The organism is Anaerocolumna chitinilytica (assembly GCF_014218355.1).
Lineage (GTDB): Bacteria > Bacillota > Clostridia > Lachnospirales > Lachnospiraceae > Anaerocolumna > Anaerocolumna chitinilytica.
The window spans coordinates 4,872,749-4,892,889 of record NZ_AP023368.1; the positions used below are offsets into that span (position 1 = coordinate 4,872,749).

At 39.0% G+C, this 20,141-nt stretch carries 13 protein-coding genes; 1 reads left to right on the top strand and 12 read right to left on the bottom strand.

What is annotated here, in order from left to right; genetic code table 11:
• Positions 1-4: 4 nt before the first annotated feature.
• The 10 genes from bsdcttw_RS21245 to ftsH form a co-directional block, all read right to left on the bottom strand.
• Positions 5-3,493: a DNA polymerase III subunit alpha gene (locus tag bsdcttw_RS21245; protein WP_185256786.1), complete on the bottom strand. Its 3,489-nt coding sequence runs from the start codon at positions 3,491-3,493 to the stop codon at positions 5-7.
• Positions 3,494-3,743: 250 nt separating this feature from the next.
• Positions 3,744-5,162 carry a polysaccharide deacetylase family protein gene (locus bsdcttw_RS21250; RefSeq protein WP_207726446.1) on the bottom strand — a complete coding sequence of 473 codons (1,419 nt, stop codon included), beginning with the start codon at positions 5,160-5,162 and terminating at the stop codon, positions 3,744-3,746.
• A 457-nt stretch (positions 5,163-5,619) separates the two neighbouring features.
• On the bottom strand, positions 5,620-5,874 hold the full coding sequence (locus bsdcttw_RS21255; protein WP_185256788.1) for an HPr family phosphocarrier protein: 255 nt from the start codon (positions 5,872-5,874) through the stop codon (positions 5,620-5,622).
• Complete coding sequence (gene whiA, locus bsdcttw_RS21260; protein ID WP_185256789.1) at positions 5,849-6,835, bottom strand: DNA-binding protein WhiA; 987 nt, start codon at positions 6,833-6,835, stop codon at positions 5,849-5,851. The genes bsdcttw_RS21255 and whiA overlap by 26 nt, the downstream gene beginning before the upstream one ends.
• A gap of 3 nt (positions 6,836-6,838) precedes the next feature.
• Entirely contained in the window at positions 6,839-7,705 is an 867-nt protein-coding gene (rapZ, locus tag bsdcttw_RS21265; protein ID WP_185256790.1) for an RNase adapter RapZ, read from the bottom strand.
• 23 nt (positions 7,706-7,728) lie between these two features.
• Positions 7,729-8,640: a UDP-N-acetylmuramate dehydrogenase gene (murB, locus tag bsdcttw_RS21270; RefSeq protein ID WP_185256791.1), complete on the bottom strand. Its 912-nt coding sequence runs from the start codon at positions 8,638-8,640 to the stop codon at positions 7,729-7,731.
• 137 nt (positions 8,641-8,777) lie between these two features.
• Positions 8,778-9,719 (bottom strand): ROK family glucokinase, encoded by a 942-nt coding sequence (locus tag bsdcttw_RS21275; RefSeq protein WP_185256792.1) that lies wholly within the window; start codon positions 9,717-9,719, stop codon positions 8,778-8,780.
• A gap of 45 nt (positions 9,720-9,764) precedes the next feature.
• Positions 9,765-10,709 (bottom strand): HPr(Ser) kinase/phosphatase, encoded by a 945-nt coding sequence (gene hprK, locus bsdcttw_RS21280; RefSeq protein ID WP_185256793.1) that lies wholly within the window; start codon positions 10,707-10,709, stop codon positions 9,765-9,767.
• Between the two features lie 665 nt (positions 10,710-11,374).
• Positions 11,375-13,261, bottom strand: coding sequence for an excinuclease ABC subunit UvrC (uvrC, locus tag bsdcttw_RS21285; RefSeq protein ID WP_185256794.1), 1,887 nt, complete (start codon positions 13,259-13,261; stop codon positions 11,375-11,377).
• Positions 13,262-13,429: 168 nt separating this feature from the next.
• The gene (gene ftsH / locus bsdcttw_RS21290; protein WP_185256795.1) at positions 13,430-15,454 is read right to left on the bottom strand and encodes an ATP-dependent zinc metalloprotease FtsH; all 2,025 of its coding nucleotides are present in this window, start codon (positions 15,452-15,454) and stop codon (positions 13,430-13,432) included.
• A gap of 773 nt (positions 15,455-16,227) precedes the next feature.
• Here ftsH and bsdcttw_RS21295 point away from each other — a divergent pair.
• Positions 16,228-17,838, top strand: coding sequence for a CTP synthase (locus bsdcttw_RS21295; protein ID WP_185256796.1), 1,611 nt, complete (start codon positions 16,228-16,230; stop codon positions 17,836-17,838).
• Between the two features lie 475 nt (positions 17,839-18,313).
• Here the strand turns inward: bsdcttw_RS21295 and lspA are convergent, their stop codons facing one another.
• Both lspA and bsdcttw_RS21305 read right to left on the bottom strand, forming a co-directional pair.
• A complete protein-coding gene (lspA, locus tag bsdcttw_RS21300; protein ID WP_185256797.1) occupies positions 18,314-18,757 on the bottom strand; it encodes a signal peptidase II in 444 nt (147 codons plus the stop codon).
• 312 nt (positions 18,758-19,069) lie between these two features.
• A complete protein-coding gene (locus bsdcttw_RS21305) occupies positions 19,070-20,092 on the bottom strand; it encodes a glycosyltransferase family 2 protein (RefSeq protein ID WP_185256798.1) in 1,023 nt (340 codons plus the stop codon).
• Positions 20,093-20,141 lie beyond the last annotated feature (49 nt).

Consider the following 20,141-nt stretch of genomic DNA (forward strand, 5'->3'; position numbering starts at 1 on the left):
TATTTTACCCCTTTTTTCTGGCTTTTTCAATACTCTTTTCTACTACTTTAATATTATCCTGTCCATAAGTTTCGCATAGCTTCGTAAGTAATACATCTTCTGCCTTAATACTTTTCGATTTGGGAAGCTGTTTTATGGCTTTTTCACATTCCAGATAAATACACACCTGATCCTTGCCATCAAATTGGCTTAAAATCCCATAAAGTCTTTGTTCATCTTGTACAAAACTGTCTTTATCTTTATACTTAATCCATACTTCCCTTGGGTTGTCCGCAAAAGGTACAATTTCCTGGCAGATAAGTTTGGCTGCTTTTTCTTCTTCTACAGCAATCTTTCCTTTAACCAGTATTTTATTATCCTCGTATATATCCATTTTATACTTCTCATAATCCTTCGGGAAAAGGATTATCTCAACTGCTCCAGCCATGTCCTCCAAGGTGATAAAGGCCATCATGGAATTATTTCGCGTAGTTTTTATAGTCTTACCGGTTATGATACCACCAACCACAGCGGTTCCGCCATCCTCTACCTTAGCTTCTCCGGTTTCTTCGTCTAGTGCAAAGTCAAGGGTAGAATGGGTGACATTCTTTTTTAATAGTTCTTCGTAGCTTTCAAGAGGATGTCCGCTGACGTATATACCCATAACCTCTTTTTCCAGAGCCAGTAGCTGCTCTTTTAAGTATTCTCCTATATCAGGATAATTAATCTCCAGTTCCTGTTTATCTTCTTCCTCCGCAAAATCAAAAAAGGAAAGTTGTCCGGTCAGATTTCTCTTTTTATTCTGTGCTACTTCATCCAATACCTGAACATATACCATCATCTTTTGCTTTCTGGTTCCGGGAAGACTGTCAAAGGCACCGGATTTGATAAAGCTTTCTACTGTTCGTTTGTTAACCTCTTTACCGGAGAGTCTCTCAGCAAAATCCTTCAGGGAGGTGAAGGGACCTGCTGCTTCCCTCTCTCTTACCACACTTTCAATAACTGGCCTTCCAAGGCCTTTAATAGCAGAAAGCCCATAACGAATTGCACCATCGGATACCGAGAATGTCGCGTCTCCTTCGTTAATATCAGGAGGTAATATCTTAATTCCCATCTGGCGGCAGGTAAAAATATATTCTGCCACTTTGCCTGCGCTATCAATAACAGAAGTTAACAAGGCTGCCATAAACTCTACGGGGTAATAACATTTCAAATAGGCGGTTTGGTAGGAAACCACTGCATAAGCCGCTGCATGGGACTTATTAAAGGCATACTTTGCAAAGTCTGTCATTTCATCGAAGATATGGTTTGCCACCGTTTCCGATATTCCATTCTTCATACAGCCCGGTACTCCTTCTTCTTCATTGCCGTAGACAAAGTTATACCTTTCCTTTTCCATTACCGATGCTTTTTTCTTTGACATGGCACGACGCACCAAATCACTTCTTCCATAGCTGTAGCCTGCCAGATCCCTTACAATCTGCATAACCTGCTCCTGGTATACGATACAGCCATAAGTCGGTGCAAGAATCGGCTCCAGCTGAGGGCATTCATACAATATATTGCCTTCACTGTTCTTTCCCTTAATGTATTTCGGTATGAAATCCATAGGACCCGGTCTGTAAAGGGAGATACCCGCTATAATATCCTCCATGTTTCTGGGTTTTAGTTCCTTCATGAAGCTCTTCATTCCGGAGCTTTCAAGCTGGAATACACCTTCTGTTTTTCCGGAAGCTATCATTGCGTATACGGCTGCATCATCATAATCTATCTTATCAATATCCAGTAAGTCTTCTTTACTACGTTTTTTATTGAGGAGGCGGACTGCATTTTGGATGACTGTCAGGGTACGAAGTCCCAGAAAGTCCATCTTTAAGAGTCCCAGCTCTTCCAGCGTAGTCATTGTAAATTGGGTAGTAACGGATTCATCGGATGCTCTGGATACCGGCACATATTCTACAACCGGCGCTTTACTGATTACTACTCCAGCTGCATGCATGGAGGTATGCCTAGGCAGTCCTTCGAGACGCAAAGACATATCAATTAAATAACGAATTTCCTCATCGGAATCGTATAGGTCTTTTAATTCTCTGTTGATTTCCAGCGCTCGTCCAATGGTAATACCAAGTTCCATCGGTATCATCTTAGCTACGGTATCTACTCTGGCATAGCCTAAATCCATAGCTCTTCCCACATCACGGATTACCGCTCTGGCGGCCATAGTTCCAAAGGTTACAATCTGTACCACACGGTCTTTACCATACTTTCGAACAACATAATCGATAACTTCCTGTCTTCTTTCATAACAGAAGTCAATATCAATATCGGGCATGGTAAGTCGTTCCGGATTTAAAAATCTTTCAAAGAGCAGATTATATTTGATAGGATCAATATTGGTTATCCCAAGAGAGTAAGAAACAAGGCTTCCGGCAGCACTGCCTCGTCCCGGTCCTACGCTGATGTCATTGTCCCTGGCATACTTTATAAAATCCCCTACGATTAAAAAGTAATCTACAAAACCCATATTTGAGATCGTATCTATTTCGTAGTTCAATCTGTCTAGGAGTTCCTCAAAGGATTCCGGATATCTCTCCTTAAGGCCTTCATAGCATAACTTCTTAAGATACTCTAAGGCTCCAAACCCTGCGGGCACGTCAAATTTCGGCAGCTTATAATCGCCGAATTCTATGGTTACATTACATCTTTCTGCAATTTTATGGGTATTTTCCAAAGCATTAAGAGCATAGGGAAAGAGCTTTTTCATCTCTTCCTCGGACTTAATAAAATACTGCCCCCCTTCATACCTCATTCGGTTCTCATCGGAGACCTTCTTCTGGGTTTGAATGCATAAAAGAATATCATGAGCCTGGGCATCACTTTCCATGGTATAATGCACATCATTGGTAGCAACTAACCCAATACCGGTTTCACTGCTTAACCGAAGAAGTCCCTGGTTAACATCTGCCTGCTCAGATATGCCATGATCCTGCAGCTCTAAAAAGAAGTTACCTTCGCCGAAGATCTGTTGATAATGGTATGCTGCCCTCTTGGCTTCCTCATAAAAGCCTTTTCGAAGATAATTTGCCACTTCACCTGCAAGACAGGCACTAAGGGCAATCAGTCCCTCACTGTATTTCTCCAGTATTTCATAGTCAACACGGGGCTTATAGTAAAAGCCCTCTAAAAAACCTGCTGATACAATTTTCATCAGATTTTGATAACCTATGTTATTCTCTGCCAACAATATAAGATGGTAGTATCTCTCATCAGAAGCACCTGCTTCCCTATCAAAACGGGAACCGGGAGCCACATAAACCTCGCAGCCAATGATAGGCTTAATTCCCTCGGCCTTACAGGCTTTATAAAAATCAATGACGCCGTACATAACACCATGATCGGTTATGGCCATACTGTCCATGCCAAGTTCCTTGATTCTTGCCACCATCTCTTTTATCTTGCCGGAACCATCCAGCAGACTGTATTCTGTATGTAAATGCAAATGGGTAAAACTCATATTACCATTCCCTTCTAAAACCACTTCTCTGTAAACGTTGTTCCTTTTGATTGTTTAATATAAAATTTATCAAGCAATAATTCAGTTATTATCATACCACATCTTACTTCTACTGCCTACTGTAATCTTTGGAAAGGGAGGATGCCAACAGATACCATTTAAAAATGGATTTAAGCAATTTTACCTTGAAAAAGAACCGGCAAAGAGCCAAACTTTGCTCTTTGCCGGAATTATATAAGCTATTATATTTTTAATCTTCCCACTTTGGCCTGTTAGGATCAATTACCTTGCTTAAATCGAATAGGTCCTTTAACCTTTCCGGGAATTTCAGCATAGCTTCTCCGTCCATAGGTCTTCTTGTCATCCTTACATAATCACTCTTTATCTGCATCCAGGGAGCTTTGTAAACACCACAGAAGTAATCAAAGCCTGATTTTTTCAGGTATTCGAATTTCTTGCTGCTGTAATGCCCCATAGTAGTCTCAATATCTATACCAAAAGGGAAGATGTAGATATCCGTTGGACCAATCAGACTTCCCACCTCTTTCTCCCAGCGGTCGGTATCCTTTATGGTAAAGGCGTAAGTTGCTTTCCCCATATCTCTGTGACCGTAACTATGGGAGGCGAATTCCCAGCCTTTTTCCTTCATGACTTTTACAATCTTTTTCACAGTTTTCTGATCCTGTTTATAGGAGGGAGAGTTTGCATCATTGGTTCGATAGCCCAGTGCCCCCTCGTATCCGGTTAGAGCAAGAATTCCCTTTGCTCCCTTATAGGAGAAATCGGGATGTTCTTTAACAAACTTCTCCAAAAGAGGTACCATATCATAATCCCCGACACTTACAGAACCATCATCCATCAGCATCTCGGTAGTGGGGTTATTATCCTTATCCAGTATAATTCTCCTGGCAAAACCGTCTTCCTTCATATATTCATAGTAATTGACATCATCCTGAGATATCACTAGCGGCTTCTTATCCGGCGGCAACATAATATCCCCCGGTTCAAAACTCTCACTGCCATCCTTGTTCTTTACTTTCTTCGCCACATCATGGAGCTGCACCAATACATACCCCTGGTCATAAAGCTGTTCGAGCATGGCATTGAACTCCGGTATGGTGGTCATATAATAATTATAGCCTTTCTGCCTGTAATCTCCGTCGAAGGCTTTACTGTCATCGGCAACTAATATATGAAAAAATAAATGGTTTATCTGGTCAGCAGAATCATAAGCTCCAAAGCGTTTCAAGGTGCTTTTCTTTTCTTCATAACCGCTTAGGGCATCATTTAATACCTTGACCTGTGTGTAATTTTCAAATCCTTTAACCAATGAAATCGCTTTATCGTAATCATATTGCACAGCATAGGCATCTGCTTGTTTTAAAAGCTCTGCTGCTTCCTTTTCCCGTTTTTCTTCTTCCGTCAATTCAGTAGGGGTAGGAGTAGTGGAAACTTTGGTATCGCCTTTCCCTGAAGTGTTCTTGCCCCCGGAGGCATTCTGTTCCTGTTTTACAGAATTTCCATCCTTTTTATGAACAAAGTCTCTCATAAAAATAAAGTACCCTGCAACAACGGCACATATTAATACAGCTTCTACTGCTAATAATATCAGCTTACTGTATCTTCTCTTTGGTTTATTGTTCAAATATGAGCCTTTTTGCCCCTTCATCTTATGACTTCCTTTCTGGAATATAATTTTCCTTTAAGACAGTGGTAATAATTAAACCTTATAGTTAGTATCCCATTTTATGTATTAGTTATAATAGATATTTTTTCCTGTTATTTATACATTTAAACTTATTATAGCATAGGTTTGGTTAATAATGTTTAAGCTTTTATTACATTAATATGATGTTTTTCTCACAATTTTCTATAAATTATTACAAAATTAAGAAATTTTGTTATGGTTTACCATCTATGATTCTAGTATATAGAATATCCAACTTCTAATACCTCAGATATATGAGCCAAATGAGCTTATTCGAAATAAAAAATTCCGGTATCCGTTTAACTACGAAGAGAGATATTATACCAAATAACGCTCTCGGTATAATATCTCTCTTCGTAGATTCACCATATCATCAACAGTTTTTGCTGTCTGTTTTCTCTCTTCATAAGAATACGGATTATTTACTGCTTAAGTATTTTTCGATATTCTCCATTGCTACTTCTTCGTCTGCGCCTTCTGCAATAACAGTAACTTCTTCCCCCGCAGCAAGTCCAAGACTCATCATCCCCATGATGCTCTTAGCGTTTACCTTTTTCTCCTCGCATTCAACATAGATACTGCTTTCATATTGACTGGCAACCTGCACAAGTAATGCAACCGGTCTTGCCTCCAACCCTGTTGGAATATTAATCAATATTTTCTTTGTTACCATAATTTCCTTCCTCCTTTTGTTCCCTTAAGTTATCAGCTAATATACTAAGTTTCCTCAATCTATGGTTAACACCTGATTTACCTATAGGCGGATTAAGCAATGCACCTAATTCCTTCAAAGAACTTTCCGGATATTCTAACCGGAGTTCTGCAATTTCCTCCAGTCCTTCTGCCAGCTCAGAAAGTCCCACAGTGTTTTTTAAATATCTGATATCATCTAACTGCTTGGAGGCTGCCATAACTGTTTTGTTAATATTGGCTGCTTCACAATTCACCTGACGGTTAATAGAATTTCTCATCTCTTTTAGTATGCGTACATTTTCTAAATTCATGAGTGCCACATGTGCCTCCATAATATTTAGCAAATCAACTATCTGAGAACCATCTTTGACATATACAACATAGTACTTCTTTCTAATAACTATCTTCGCATCCACCGAAAAGCTGTGAATAATGTCCCTTAATTGAATTGCCTTGTCCTCATTAGGAGCAACAATTTCAAAATGATATGTTTTTTCCGGATCGCTGATGGAACCGGAAGCTAAGAATGCGCCTCTGATAAAAGCTCTCTTACAGCAGACATTCTGAATAACAAGATTGTTAATAGAAGAAAGATTTTCACCGATTTCCATGGAATCATCTATAAGTTTCGTCGCTTTTAATATACGGACAGCATCCTCATGGCTTCCAATACTTAAGGTATACATCTTACTCATCTTAAGATAAGAGTTTTGTCTGATTGAAATTTCTGTATTTATATTAAATGTTTTCTTTATTAATGTAAAGTACTTTCTTGCAACAGTTATATTTTCTGTATGAATTTTCAAAGTAATGCAATCTTTATCATTGATAAGTACCCGTCCGCAAAGGCTGATTACCGCCGCGATTTCAGCTATCATACAATGTCTGGCAGGATTTAGCTGTCTGGACAACTCATCCTTAACTTCCTTGGAAAATGACATGGCTTATCTCCTTGCATCTTTCTCAATGTCCCGGTGTTCGACCTTTAATCCGTATTTCAGACTTTTAAGCATCATAAAAAGCTCATTTGCAAGAGTTACGGAGCGGTGTTTACCACCGGTACAACCAATGCTGATAACTAGTTGATTCTTTCCTTCAATGATATAGTTTGGAATCAAAAAGCTTAACATATCATACATCTTATTTAGAAATTCTAAAGCCTGCGGTGAGTCCATTACGTAATCTCTGACAGGCTTGTCATTTCCGGTTAACGGTTTTAATACAGGGTCATAAAAAGGATTCGGCAGGAACCTGACATCAAATACCAGGTCTGAATCCATTGGTATTCCATACTTAAACCCAAAGGATAATATCGTAATATAAAAATTATTGTATTTCTCGTTTAGAATATATATCTTATCTATCTGGCTCTTTAATTCTCTGGTAAGCAATTGACTGGTATCTATTATGACATCGGCTTTTTTCTTAATAAACTCAAGTTTTTTTCTCTCGCTTTCAATGCCCTGTTCTACCCTGCCGCCTCCTGATAAGGGGTGAATCCTTCTGGTTTCCTTGTAACGTTTTACCAGAACTTCATCACTGGCATCCAAATAAAGAATCTCATAAGGATAACCTCCTTTTGTTACCTCCTCCAGGATATCATCCAGCTCCTCCAAGGCTTGTCCGCTTCGAATATCAACGCCTAATGCTACCTTGTCGAATTTCTCATTACCGTGAAAAGTAAGCTGTACAAACTTAAAGATAAGTTGTATCGGCAGGTTATCTACACAAAAGTATCCGGCATCCTCCAACATTTTTAGTGCGGAACTTTTGCCTGCACCTGACATGCCTGTTACTATAACTAGTCTCATAAGTTAACCTGGCCTTTCTCTTCTTAGAATTCTCCTAAAAGCCGTACCTCCGGTTCCAGTCTGACACCCTGTTTTTCGTAAACGATACGGATAACATCCTGAATCAATGTATATACCTCTAAGGCTGTTGCACCTCCGTTGTTCACTACAAAACCACAGTGTTTTATCGAAACCTGTGCATTACCGACCTTATATCCGCGAAGATCGGAGTCCATAATTAATTTGCCTGCAAAATAACCCTCCGGCCGCTTAAAGGTACTGCCTGCACTGGGGTTCTCAAGGGGCTGCTTTTCTTCCCTTTTTCTGGTAAGCTCTGCGATTGCTGCTTTTATTTCTTCTTTATTACCCTTTTCTAAATGCAGAGAAGCTGAAAGAACCACCATATGCTCTTCCTGAATAATACTCTTACGGTAACCAAGACGAAGTTCATCTTTTTCAAGGAAACGTATATTTCCATTCACGTCAAGTACTGTTGCGTCGGTTACGATGTCCTTCATCTCTCCGCCATAAGCACCTGCATTCATAGTAACCGCCCCACCCAAAGTACCTGGAATCCCGCTTGCAAATTCAAAGCCTGCAAGACTGCTGTCTGCAATACATGCAGCCATATCGGAAAGGGAAGCGCCTGACTGTGCTGTTACCTTATTTCCTTCTATCTCTATTCTTGAAAAATTCTCAGCAAGTTTTATGATTACTCCTTGGTAACCCTTGTCACTGACCAAAAGATTACTGCCCTTTCCCAAAATAAAAAAGGGCACATTTTCTTCTTTGCAGAGCTTGATAGCACCTGCAATCTGTTTTTCATCCTCCGGGAGCAAAAACAAATCTGCAGGCCCGCCTATCTGAAAGGTTGTATGTTTCGAAAGAGGTTCTTTTATCCTGATTTGTTCCCTCTGAAACAGGCTTTGAAATTTCTGATAAAATACCTCGCTCATATATGCTCCTGTAAGGGATTATTCTCCCCTGTGTCTCTATCTCAAATAATATATGTTTTTTTTGAACTGATATACCAAAAGATTAATTCGTCTTTATCATACAATAAGCAGAGTGCTTTCGCAAGACCAATCCGCTGTTATTTCTCCAGGATCAGTTTTGCACTGCCATAAATGCCCGCGTCATTTCCAAGTGTTGCCAATTTAAACTCTTTTCCTTTTAAAGCAAGCATAACATTCTGCTCATAATGTTTCTTTATCACCTCAGTCAGCATTTCACCAGCTTTTGAAACACCGCCGCCGATTACAAAGGCTTCTGGATCCACTACTGCTGCCACATGGGAGAGGGCTATTCCTAAATATCTGCCTAATTGCTCAACAGATTGAAGTGCCAATGAATCCCCTTCTTTTGCAGCATCAAAAATTGCTTTTGCAGAAAGGACTCCAACATTTCTTAATGAAGAAGCTTCGTCACTCTTCTCAAGCAGTCTTCTGGTTTCCTTTACAATACCTGTAGCAGAAGCAAACTGCTCCAGACAGCCATGTTTCGTACAGTTGCAGCTTTCTGTCTCATCATAGCTTACTGTAATATGTCCGATCTCTCCTGCCGCACCATTGCTTCCGGTTACAATCTTTCCGCCAAGAATAACACCGCCGCCTACTCCGGTTCCAAGGGTTACCATTATCAGATCATTATAGCCTTTACCACCGCCCTGCCACATTTCTCCTAAGGCAGCTACATTGGCATCATTTCCGACTCTGGTATCAAAACCGGTAAGAGTTTTCATTTCTTTTGCAACATTAATAATTCCCCAGCCTAAATTTACACATTGAAGAACGGTTCCGTCTTCCTTTACAGGTCCTGGCACACCGATACCGATACCGATGATATCTTCTTTGTTTAAAGCTTTCTCTATAATCTTCTTCTCCAGTGAAGCTGCTACATCCTGCAAGATAAAACTTCCCTTGTCCTCTTTTCTGGTGGGAATCTCCCAGTTATCCAGAAGTTCTCCTGTAATTGTAAACAGTCCAAGTTTTACAGAGGTTCCTCCGATGTCAATTCCAAAGCATAAGTTAGCCATAATATTCTTTTACCTTTCTGTCCGTTCTATTCTGAAACGTTTTTATTAATTCTCATCGTCTTCTTGTTTTGATTTTTTCATTAAATTATTTGTTACACGGTTATAGAGCTCTTGAGCCGCATTGTATCCCATCTTCTTCTGTCTGTAGTTAACAGCCGCTGATTCTACAATAATTGCAAGGTTTCTGCCGGGCCTGATAGGAATAGAATGGCATACGACTTTATTTCCCAGGAATTCGGTGTATTGCTCTTCCAATCCAAGTCTGTCATACTCCTGATCCTTATTCCATTCCTCCAGTTTGATAACCAAATCAATGGACTGTGTATTCTTTACACTTTCTACACCAAAGAGGGTCTTTACATCAATAATACCAATACCGCGAAGCTCAATAAAATGCCTTGTAATATCCGGTGCAGTACCAATGAGGGTATCATCACTGACTTTCTTTATCTCTACCACATCATCTGTTACCAGACGGTGGCCTCTTTTTATAAGTTCCAGAGCTGCCTCACTCTTACCGATTCCGCTCTCACCGGTAATTAAGATGCCTTCACCATATACATCTACTAATACACCGTGGATGGAGATGCGGGGTGCAAGCTCTACATTCAGCCAACGGATTACCTCTGCCATAAAGGAAGATGTGGTCTTTGCCGTTCTCAAAAGAGGAATTCCCTTTTCATAAGCAAGCTTAATAATCTCTTCTTTTACTTCAATATTCCTGCAAAATACGATACAAGGCACTTTGCAATCCATAAGTTTGGAGAGTATTCCCAATTCATCTTCTGATATTTTCTGTAAATAGGCATTTTCCACATGCCCGATTACCTGAACTCTTTCCGAATCAAAATAATCAAAGAAACCTGCCAACTGCAGCGCCGGTCTGTTTACATCGGGCTGTGACAGCTTTATATGCCTGATATCTAATTCAGGGGTGAGATTTTCAAGGTTCATTTTTTCAATTAATTTTGATAACTGTACCGTATACATGGCTCTCCCTTCCTGCAAACTACCCTTCAACCGGGGCAGTTTCATCCTTGTTATTTTATCACAGCCAAAGGCTGCATGCAAATATAAACACATTATTGCTAGAAGAAAACTTGTAGCAGTTGGTGTTACATTGAATTAAATTATTGGGAAACGGACGATGATTTCTGATTCCATTCATTCATTTTCTCGTTCAGGGGTTCGAATTCCACTAAAATACCAACAGTTATTCCTTGAAGGTAAAATTGCGCCAAACTCGCTTTAACGTTATTGACTGGATTAACACTGTGCGCTCAAACATGGCGTAATTTTACCTAGTCATAACTGCTGGCATTTAAGTGTCATGCGTACCCCTTCAATATAAAATGCCTGAATGGAATCAGAAATCATCTGTACTTGGCAATTAAATATTCTATCTTAGAAGATAATGGCTTAACTGAATTTAGCGGTTAATTTGTCTTATAGAACAATGACTGAACTGTAACGATTTTATTTAGCTATTAATTTTTCTTATAAAGCTATAGCTGAACTGTAACGATTTTATTTAGCTATTAATTTTCTTATAAAGCTATGGCTGTACTATAACGATTTTATTTAGCTATTAATTTTATCTTATAAAATAATGACTGAACTGTAACAAAACTTATTAAACTGTACTTCTAACTGTTTTATTCAGTAATCGTGTTTTCTTCTTCTTTATGAAAGAAGTCATATACCTGCTTTGCTGCTCTCATATTCATTGTTTCGATGGCTGCTAGTTCTTCTATGGTAGCGGCTTTTACGTCTGCTAGGGACTGATAATGTTTCATTAGGGCTCTTCTTCTGGCTGTTCCTACCCCTTCTATATCATCTAATATGGAATGAACCTGGGTCTTCCCTCTCAGGCTTCTGTGGAATTCGATAGCAAAACGGTGGGTTTCATCCTGTATCCGGGTGATTAGCTTAAAGGTTTCCGAGGAAGCGGATAAAGGGAGTTCCTGGTCACAGTATAAAAGTCCTCTTGTTCTATGATTATCATCTTTTACCATACCGCATACCGGGATGTTTAGTTTTAGATCTTCCAGGACTTTTAAGGCAATATGTACTTGTCCCTTTCCACCATCCATCAGAATAAGGTCAGGATAACGGTTAAAACTTCCATATTCTTCTCCCAGATTCTTCTCTTTTAATTCTTCCTGCTCTCGCATTCCATGGGTGAACCTTCTGGTTAATACTTCATTCATAGATGCATAGTCATCTGGTCCGACTACCGATTTTATCTTGAATTTTCTATAGTCACTGCGTTTTGGCTTGCCATTTTCATATACAACCATGGAACCAACGGAATCAAATCCGCTGATATTGGAGATATCAAAGGCTTCAATTCTGCGCAGTCCGGGTATATCTAGCATTTCACCCAAGGTAGCCAGAGCTCCGGTGGTCTTGGCTTCTTCTCTCTTTATCTTTTCCGCATCCTGCTGGAGTACCATGGATGCATTCTTTCTGGCTAACTCTACCAGTCTTTCTTTCTCCCCTTTTACCGGCATCTTGATATGAACCTTCTGCCCTCTTTTCGCTGTGAGCCATTCTTCCAGTATATCCTGCTCATCTACACTGTCGCTGACATAAAGCTCTCTTGGCACATAGGGCGTACCGGCATAGAATTGTTTGATAAAGGTGGTGATTAAGCTGTTCTTAGTCTCTCCCCCTATGTTGGTAAGATAATGGTGTTCTCTGCCGATGAGCTTTCCATTTCGTATAAAAAATATCTGGACTACTGCTTCTTCACCGGTACTAGCTACTGCCAATACATCTCTGTCTTCTTGCTCAGAACCTGTGATTTTCTGCTTTTCAGAGATCTGCTTTACACTGTTTAGCAAGTCCCTATACCCGGCTGCTTCTTCAAATTCCATTTTTTCGGAAGCTTCCTGCATTTTAGCTTCTAATCCCTTCAGAACCGGTGCAAAGTTACCATTCAAGAATTCAAGGGCCTGGTTTACGGACTCTTTGTATTCTTCCTTGGAGATATAGCCCTGACAAGGAGCCTTGCATTGCTTGATATGGTAATACAGACAGGGCCTTTCCTTTCCGATATCCTTGGGCAAATTCCGATTACAGGTCCTGGTTAAGTAGAGCTTTTGGATTAATTCTATGGTATCCTTTACAGCCTTGGAACTGGTGTAGGGGCCAAAGTATTTGGCTTTATCCTTACCTCTTTGTCTGGCAAAAAGGACTCGTGGGAAATCCTCCTGAATGGTAACTTTAATATAAGGATAACTCTTATCATCCTTTAACATTGTATTGTATTTCGGACGATGCTCTTTAATCAGATTACATTCCAGAACCAGAGCTTCCAGCTCGGAATCTGTTATGATGTATTCAAAGTACTGAATTCTTGCCACCATTTGCTGAATCTTAGGTGTTAGATTCCTGCTGCTTTGGAAATACTGCCTTACCCTATTCTTAAGACTGATTGCCTTGCCTACATAAATAATCGTGTCATGCTTATCATGCATAATATATACGCCAGGCTTGGCAGGAAGTTTCTTTAATTCTTCTTCTATATTAAAATACATCTTTGCTCCTTTCTGCCTCCCATTATTAAAAGCAGAACTCAAATACTATGGTATCTCTATACTGCATCGAAGCGTGTCTGAAAAAACATTGCACTCTCAGATACAAGTATTTTTCAAACACGCTCCAGATTATTAATTATAATTATATTTAACCGCTGATTACTGCTATTAGTCGGTTGTTTCTTTATTCAAATCCAGGTTTATTACATGATTGTTAAAAGGATCATCCTGTTGTTCATTCCTGACCTCCGGTGTCTTTGAGGCATCTGAAAACACATAGATATCTTTGTTGTTATCATTTTCTTTCTTTCCAATGGAAGAAAGTCCTTTTTCTTCTCTGACGCGGTTCAGGATTTCCATAAATTCTTTGCCGGAGATTGTTTCTTTTTCTATGAGATAATCTGCAATTTCATCCAGAACTTCTCGGTTTCCGGCTAATAATTCCTGGGCTTTCGCGTAGCATTCTTTTAGAATCTTCATTACCTCATGATCGATCTCCGCAGCTGTGGCATCACCGCAATTTAATACCGCACGACCATCAAGGTAGCGATTTTCAATGGACTCTAATCCCATGAGACCAAATTTCTCACTCATACCGTACTGAGTAACCATAGCTCTTGCAAGCTGTGTGGCTTTCTCAATATCATTGGAAGCTCCTGTTGTAATGGAATGAAAGATCAACTCTTCCGCAGCACGACCGCCGTATAGAGTAATGATTCTGGTAAGAAGCTCATCCTTACTCATTAAGTATTTCTCTTCTTCCGGAACCTGCATTACATAGCCTAAGGAACCCATTGTCCTTGGTACAATTGTAATCTTTTGAACCGGCTCCGCGTCTTTTTCAAGAGCTGTAACCAGTGCATGCCCAACCTCGTGATAAGCAACTATTCTCTTTTCTTCCTTACTAAGGATACGGTCTTTCTTTTCTTTACCGGCGATAACTACTTCCACCGATTCAAACAGATCTTCCTGGGTTACTACATTTCTGCCCTGCTTTACAGCAAGTATGGCAGCTTCATTTATCATATTGGCAAGGTCAGAACCAACTGCTCCGGAAGTTGCCAGTGCGATTGCTTCTAAATCAACGGAGTCATGCATTAACACATCTTTGGCATGAACCTTAAGAATATCCACCCTTCCCTTTAAATCAGGCTTATCTACAATAATTCTTCTATCAAAACGTCCCGGGCGAAGCAGCGCTTTATCAAGTACTTCCGGACGATTGGTAGCAGCTAAAATCACGAGTCCTTTGGAGGAATCAAAACCATCCATTTCTGATAATAATTGGTTCAGGGTCTGCTCTCTTTCATCATTACCGCCGCCATAATGGCTATCCCTGCTCTTACCAATTGCATCTACCTCATCAATAAATATAATACAGGGTGCCATCTGCTGAGCCTGTTTAAAGAGGTCTCGAACTCTGGAGGCACCTACACCTACGAACATTTCCACAAAATCAGAACCGGATAGGGAAAAGAAAGGAACTTTGGCTTCACCGGCTACTGCTTTGGCCAGCAAGGTCTTACCGGTTCCGGGAGGTCCAACTAAAAGAGCTCCTTTTGGAAGCTTAGCGCCAATACGTGTATATTTACCGGGATTATGAAGGAAATCCACTAATTCCTTTAAGGATTCCTTGGCCTCTTCCTGACCTGCAACATCTTTAAAGGTAACCCCTGTCTCTTTTTCTACATAGATCTTAGCATTACTCTTTCCAACGCCGCCCATCATACCACCGCTACTCTTGGAAATCATTCTGAAGAGAAAATACCAAACTACATAAATGAGTACAAAGGGAAGAACCCAGGCCAGTATGACATCTAAAATGGAACTTTTCGTACTTGAAGTATCCCTCTTATAATCAACACCTGCTTTTTCAAGCTTTGTAACTAATTGATCATCATTGATAAGACCTGTGTAATATTTTATATTATACACATCACTTGGTTGTTCTTTTGGTTCGATTACTAATCTGTCAGACTCAATTTTAACAGATTTAATCTTACCCTCGTCCAACATACTGTAAAATTTATTATAGGTTATTTCTATATTACTTCCTTCCTGGAGCTGCTTTGCCAGGAATGAGAATAAAATCAAGGTTATAACAGCCGCTAACAGGATATACAGCAATGGTTTCTTACTGTTATTGTTATTGTTTGCTCCGGGTTTGTTATTGTTCCTGTTTTTATTATCCATACTCAACCTCCTTCGTATCCTATTATTATCAAAGGGATTTTCTTTATACTTCTGTCAATACTGCCGGCCCCTTTGATACGGCCGACTCTTTCGGGTTATCCATATGTATATGGATATCATCTGTATAAATGTTTACATTCTATTGCCGGTAACTTCCTTATATGAATGTTCCAAACTTGTATCTTCTTGATTTGAATATACTGAATATACTAGATTTAAACGCCAGTCTTCCTGGGTAGATAGTGGTACCATTGCTTTCATATTATCCCATATTGCTTACATTCAGAACGGTTTATATCCTTAACAGGTATATTTATTCTTTACTGTTGTTTAACTCTTTCACTACTTTGCTTTATATTAATGTAAAATATTTCATATAAGATTTATAGTTATCGGATGCAAATCTTGTTGTTATTTCTAAAACCTTATGATCAGCACCGGCAAAATATATAGGAATTCTCTTAAAAGCTACACTTCATTATAATGTGACTTACTGGATAAATCAATATGTATGTCATGAAATTTTTCTTGTATAAATTAAAAATCTATGAAGTTTTTTTACTTTTTTAAAATTTGTACTGGATTTCTTGAAATAAAGATAGTATAATAGCTGTTGATTGTTTAAAATTCACACAATGCCTTAAACCGATGAAGTTAATCAAACATCGATTATTTAAGGCGTTTTTCATTATAAACAAGCTGCATAGTCATTACTAAAAGCCGTAATGACGTAAAATAGTTACTATACTTAAAATCAAAGGAGGAATCATGTAATGGGAGTCAAGTATGTTTTTGTTACCGGTGGTGTTGTTTCAGGGCTAGGCAAGGGTATAACAGCTGCGTCATTAGGTAGGTTATTAAAGGAACGGGGCTACAAGGTTACCATGCAAAAGTTTGATCCTTATATTAATATCGACCCAGGTACCATGAACCCCATTCAGCATGGTGAAGTCTTTGTAACAGATGACGGTGCCGAAACAGACTTGGATTTAGGTCATTATGAGCGTTTTATCGACGAAAGCCTTACTAAAAAATCCAATGTCACAACCGGTAAAATCTACTGGTCCGTACTATCAAAAGAACGCCGAGGCGATTTTGGCGGAGGAACCGTTCAGGTTATACCACATATCACAAACGAAATTAAAAACCGTTTCTATCACGATGATGAATGCCAAGATACCCAGATTGCTATTATTGAGGTCGGTGGCACCGTCGGAGATATTGAAAGTCAACCCTTTTTAGAAGCTATTCGACAATTTCAGCATGATGTCGGTCATGAAAATTCTATCTTAATCCACGTAACTTTAATTCCTTACTTAAAAGCTTCCGGTGAAATGAAAACCAAGCCAACTCAATCCAGTGTAAAAGAGCTTCAGGGTATGGGTATCCGCCCGGATATTATTGTATGCCGCACCGAGCACCCCTTAGAACCCGGAATCAAAGAAAAAATAGCATTATTCTGTAATGTTCCCAGTAACCATGTTATCCAGAATCTTGATGTAGAGACACTGTACGAGGCTCCTCTTGCTATGGAGAAAGAGCATCTTGCGAATATTGCCTGCGAATGTTTGAATCTTCCATGTCCCACTCCTGATCTGACTGCCTGGGAGAACATGGTGGATGCATTAAAACATCCCGAAAAGGAAGTTACTATCGCTTTGGTTGGTAAATATACTCAGCTTCATGATGCTTATATCAGTGTAGTGGAATCCCTAAAGCATGGAGCTGTTCCTCATAAAGCCTCCGTAAATATCAAATGGATACCTTCTGAGACAGTGACGGACGAAAATGCTGCCGGTATTCTTGACGGAGTAGATGGTATCTTAGTTCCCGGAGGTTTCGGTGACAGAGGAATTGAAGGAAAGATTTCCGCTATCCGCTATGCCCGTGAAAATAATATTCCTTTCTTAGGTCTCTGCCTTGGTATGCAGCTTGCAATTGTGGAAATATCTCGTCATGTAATCGGTTTTGCCGATGCTCACAGCGTAGAACTAGATCCTGCTACCACCCACCCGGTTATCCATCTGATGCCTGAGCAGGATGGTATAGAAGACATCGGCGGTACTTTAAGACTCGGTTCATACCCTTGTGTACTGGAAGATAACAGCAAAGCCTTAGAGCTTTATGGCAATAAGATTATTCAGGAACGCCATAGACATCGTTATGAAGTTAATAACTATTACCGTGAAGATTTTATACGAAATGGTATTAAATTATCCGGTTTATCCCCTGATGGACGTATTGTTGAAATGATGGAATTAGCAAATCATCCTTGGTTTATAGCTACCCAGGCTCATCCGGAATTTAAATCAAGACCAAACAGACCTCACCCCTTGTTTAACGGCTTTGTAGGAGCTGCCATTAAATATAAGGAAGCACAATAATACAAGCTCACTTTCTTAGGATTAATTAGGGTTCTATAATAAATTAGTGGTGTTACCTGCACCATATAATTATTATAGAACCCTATTTTTATTTCCTGTTAATTATTAAATTTAAAGACTTAGGAGTATGATAAAGCTGCATATATTATCGTTCCTGCAAGAACTAATCAGCGTAATTTAGGCTTCATGCCTCCAGATTTATCTGCTGAAACTTCATTACCCCTTGGCATTTCTTTTTGTTCAGTTTCATTATTTACATCTCCTCAAGAGTAAAGCCCAGCTACAATGTGATAAAAACTCATCACATGTTCCGCGTCTTCTTCTGTCACTTCTGATTTCGCGTTTTAATATTACTTTTTTCATGAGATGCTAACTCATTTCAATTCTATATCCGCTTTCCGCCATAAGAATCAATCAATTCGTGATGCCAGGAACCATACATTATCGAATTAACATTTAATAACAGCCTAAATTTTTATTTCTTAAAAAGTGAACGTATCACTACCAATCCGGAACCAATAAATATACAAATATCTGAGATATTAAAAACAATCTTCTTTAAGAATTTGAAGCTGAAATAATCAACCACATATCCACGGGTAAAACGGTCTGCTACATTACTTAAGGCTCCGCCAAGTATTAGAGCCATTGCAAATTTCAGAAGCTTGTCTCCCTTTTTGGGAAGCAGCAAGAGAAACATAAGCAGTGCAACACCCAACAATGTGCAGGAAATGGTCTTTACAACTTTAACATCATTCTCAAGAAAGTTCAGCATAGCTCCCTTATTATGATATCGTTCTATCACAATATTGCCGCCTAAAATTTCTTCCTTCTTATGCATTTCTTTGTTTTTTTCAATGTAGTTCTTTATCTTCCATTCTGTCAAAAATATTCCTGCAATTAAGATGAAATAAAACATACCTCGCCTCCTGTATCCCTATCTAGACCATTGCTCTGTAATCTTTTGTACTACTTCATTATAGTAAATTTTTACATGTACATCAAGAAATAAGATTTGATTTAAGAAAAACTTAAGTATTCCGAATTTTATGATATTGGTAGCTTCATTACAAAGATATTCGTAGTTATTTAATTAATGAGAACAGTTTGAATGTTTAGCATAGATTCACTTTAATTTGTTTCTCATCATTATAAATTTCTTGTAGTATATTTGCACTTTCGTTTACAGGTTATCCACGCTGTCTAAAGTTTAATGAAAACAAGAAAGAGGTCAGGTCAAATTATTGCTTCGAATTACCGCTTGTTTTCTGAACTCCTCTGCACCTTCCGTATTTCCGGATTTTTCATAACAAAGGGCTAGCCTTTCCAAAGGCAGGTCTTTCGAATAATGTATATTAAGCTCAGCTTCTGTTTCGTAAGCAGCATTCATAAACCATATAACCGCTTCTGCTATATCTTCCTTCTGATAAAAATATTCACCAACTTCATAGCAAACTTCTGCACTTGCTTTTCCCATTGCCACATTTTTTAAGGCATACTTTAGTATAAGTTCGGAATCCTTTTTTATACGTCCGCAACGAACTAAGATACATTGAATCAACTTTAACAAATCAGAAGATACTTCCTGCTCTAAAAGACTTGTAAAAAAAGGTTCAGCATCCAGGAAATCCTGGTCATCTCCTGCTATATAAAGTTCTCTTGCATACATTCCAATTAATTTATCAGAAATGGTAATCCCCTTTTTTATCAGTCTTTGGAATACCTTAAAATCTCTGGATGCATGATTGCTCTCCGGCATATGCAATATCTCAATCTCACTGTCATATATAACCGGCTGCAATATCACTGTTTCATGAATGGGATCCACCCAGTAAAACGGACGAAGTCTCTTAAATAACTTGGGCCTGTACTCCTCATTAAAATTATAGGTCGTGTTATATTGCAGTTGATTTGTATAGAGCATCTGTACGATATCTATTTCCGGCAGCAGGCACTGTTTAAGACTTCGAAATCTTTCTCTGTTCGTTTCATCAATAACCTCATCTGCATCAGCAACATAAATATAATCCATTCCAGCTTTCGAAAAAGAGAAATTTCTGGCGGCTGCAAAATCATCCACCCATTCAAAATCATATATCTTACAGGAATATTCTTCTGCTATTTCCTTCGTTCGATCGGTTGAGCCTGTATCCACAAGTATTATCTCATCCACTAATCCAGCAAGGCTGTCAAGACAACGCTGTAAAACTCTTTCTTCGTTTTTCACAATCATACATGCACTTATAGTTATCATATTGTTCTCCACTTCAGATGACATAATATAAGTTTATTCGTCATATTGT